The organism is Sandarakinorhabdus sp. (assembly GCF_032115815.1).
Classification (GTDB): domain Bacteria; phylum Pseudomonadota; class Alphaproteobacteria; order Sphingomonadales; family Sphingomonadaceae; genus Sandarakinorhabdus.
Genome location: NZ_JAUMBI010000033.1, coordinates 1 through 1,747 on the forward strand (window position 1 = coordinate 1; position 1,747 = coordinate 1,747).

A 1,747-nucleotide genomic window follows, 5' to 3' on the forward strand; every position below is an offset into this window, starting at 1 on the left:
ATAGGTCAGCTCGTCGCGGATCAGCATGGCCGTCTGCGTGATCGGCATCAGGCCTTCGCTGTGCGCAGAAACCGCCTGGCCGTGCGGCGTGTGCAAGTGGATGACGGCGTGGGCATCCTCGCGCGACATGTGGATGGCCGAATGGATGGTGAAGCCGGCGGCGTTGGTGAGATACGGCGTTTCCATCACCGGATGGCCTTCGACGTCGATCTTGACGAGGCTGGACGCGGTGATTTCCTCGAACATCAGATTATAAGGGTTGATCAGGAAATGATGTTCCGGCCCCGGCACGCGCACGCTGAGGTGGGTGAAGATCAGATCGTCCCAGCCATAATGCGCCACAAGGCGGTAGGCGGCGGCGAGATCGACGCGCAGCGCCCATTCCTCGGCGGAAACCTGGTCCTTCACACTCGGCGTTTTCAGTTGCGTGGCCATGTGATTCCTCCCCAAAATTTGCGTCATTCTGTCGTGCCGGCGCGCGCCCGTCCATAGGCGCCGCTGCGGCAGGCGTCGGAACAGTATCGCACATTCTCCCATTCGCGCGCCCATTTCTTCCGCCAGCTGAACGGGCGGCCGCAGGCGGCGCAATCCTTGCTGGGCAGATCGGCCTTCTGGCGCATTTTCGCCATGGCGGCGGGCTCCCTCGAAATTGTCACAATATCCGGTTTAATGGCGCCAACGTCTAAAGGGGAATCAGCCATGCGTCCTGCCATCGATCGTCGCGCCTTTCTGGGGGCCACTGCGGCCGGCCTGATCCTGCCGGTGCGCCCGGCGCTGGCGCGGCTGTGGCCGATCAGCGGCTTCACCCATGGCGTGGCGTCGGGCCATCCCGGCCCCGGCGCGGTCACGCTGTGGACGCGCTATGCCAGTGTGACCGGCGCTGCCACCGCGCTGAAGCTGGAGGTGGCCGAAGACGAAGGCATGAGCCGGGTGATCGCCCGGGCAGACGCGATGGCCGGCGCGGAAAGCTGGGGCACCGCCCAGGTGCGCGTGTCGGGCCTGCCTGATGGCAAGTGGCTGTGGTATCGCTTCACCGCGCCCGATGGCACGATGTCGATGGTGGGCCGCACCAAGACATTGCCGACCGGCAAGCTGGATGCGCTGAAACTGGGGGTGTTTTCCTGCTCCAACCGGCCGTTCGGGCATTTCAACGCCTATGCCCATGGCGCGGTGCGTGATGATCTCGATGCGGTGATCCACCTTGGCGATTATATCTATGAATATCAAATGGGCAGCTATCCCGAGACAGTGATGCCGGGCCGCGAGATTTTGCCGGTCGATGAAATATTGATGATCGACGATTATCGCCAGCGTTACGCCAGCTATCGCTCCGATCCGGGCCTGCAGGCGATCCACGCGCGCTTCCCGATGATCGCCATCTGGGATGATCATGAATTCGCCAACGACACCTGGAAGGGCGGCGCCCAGAATCACCAGGATGATGAAGGCGTGTGGAATTTGCGCCGCGACGCGGCACTGAAGGCGCACCGCGAATGGCTGATGAGCCCGGAGGTGCCGTGGCATCGTTATGATTTCGGCAATCTGGTATCGGTGATGACGCTGGATACGCGGCAGTCCGGCCGTGACAAGCAGCTGGATCTCAATACCGCACTGAAGGCTGGACCAGAAGGCATCAAGGCGTTTGCCAGCGGCGAATGGCAGAACCCGGCCCGCACCCTGCTCGGCACCGAACAGGAAGCCTGGTTTGCCAGCGAAGTGGCGGCCAGCGTGAAGGCCGGCCAGCGCT

Annotated in this window: 3 protein-coding genes; 1 reads left to right on the forward strand and 2 read right to left on the reverse strand. The window is 63.1% G+C overall.

Annotated features, from left to right (window positions below):
• Together RT662_RS01890 and RT662_RS01895 are read right to left on the reverse strand one after the other, a co-directional pair.
• A partial coding sequence (locus RT662_RS01890; RefSeq protein ID WP_313668687.1) for a class II aldolase/adducin family protein occupies positions 1-435 on the reverse strand: 435 nt, incomplete at its 3' end.
• Between the two features lie 23 nt (positions 436-458).
• The gene (locus RT662_RS01895; RefSeq protein WP_313668688.1) at positions 459-629 is read right to left on the reverse strand and encodes a DUF2256 domain-containing protein; all 171 of its coding nucleotides are present in this window, start codon (positions 627-629) and stop codon (positions 459-461) included.
• 70 nt (positions 630-699) lie between these two features.
• Here RT662_RS01895 and RT662_RS01900 point away from each other — a divergent pair.
• The coding region (locus tag RT662_RS01900) for an alkaline phosphatase D family protein (RefSeq protein WP_313668690.1) at positions 700-1,747 on the forward strand (1,048 nt) is incomplete at its 3' end.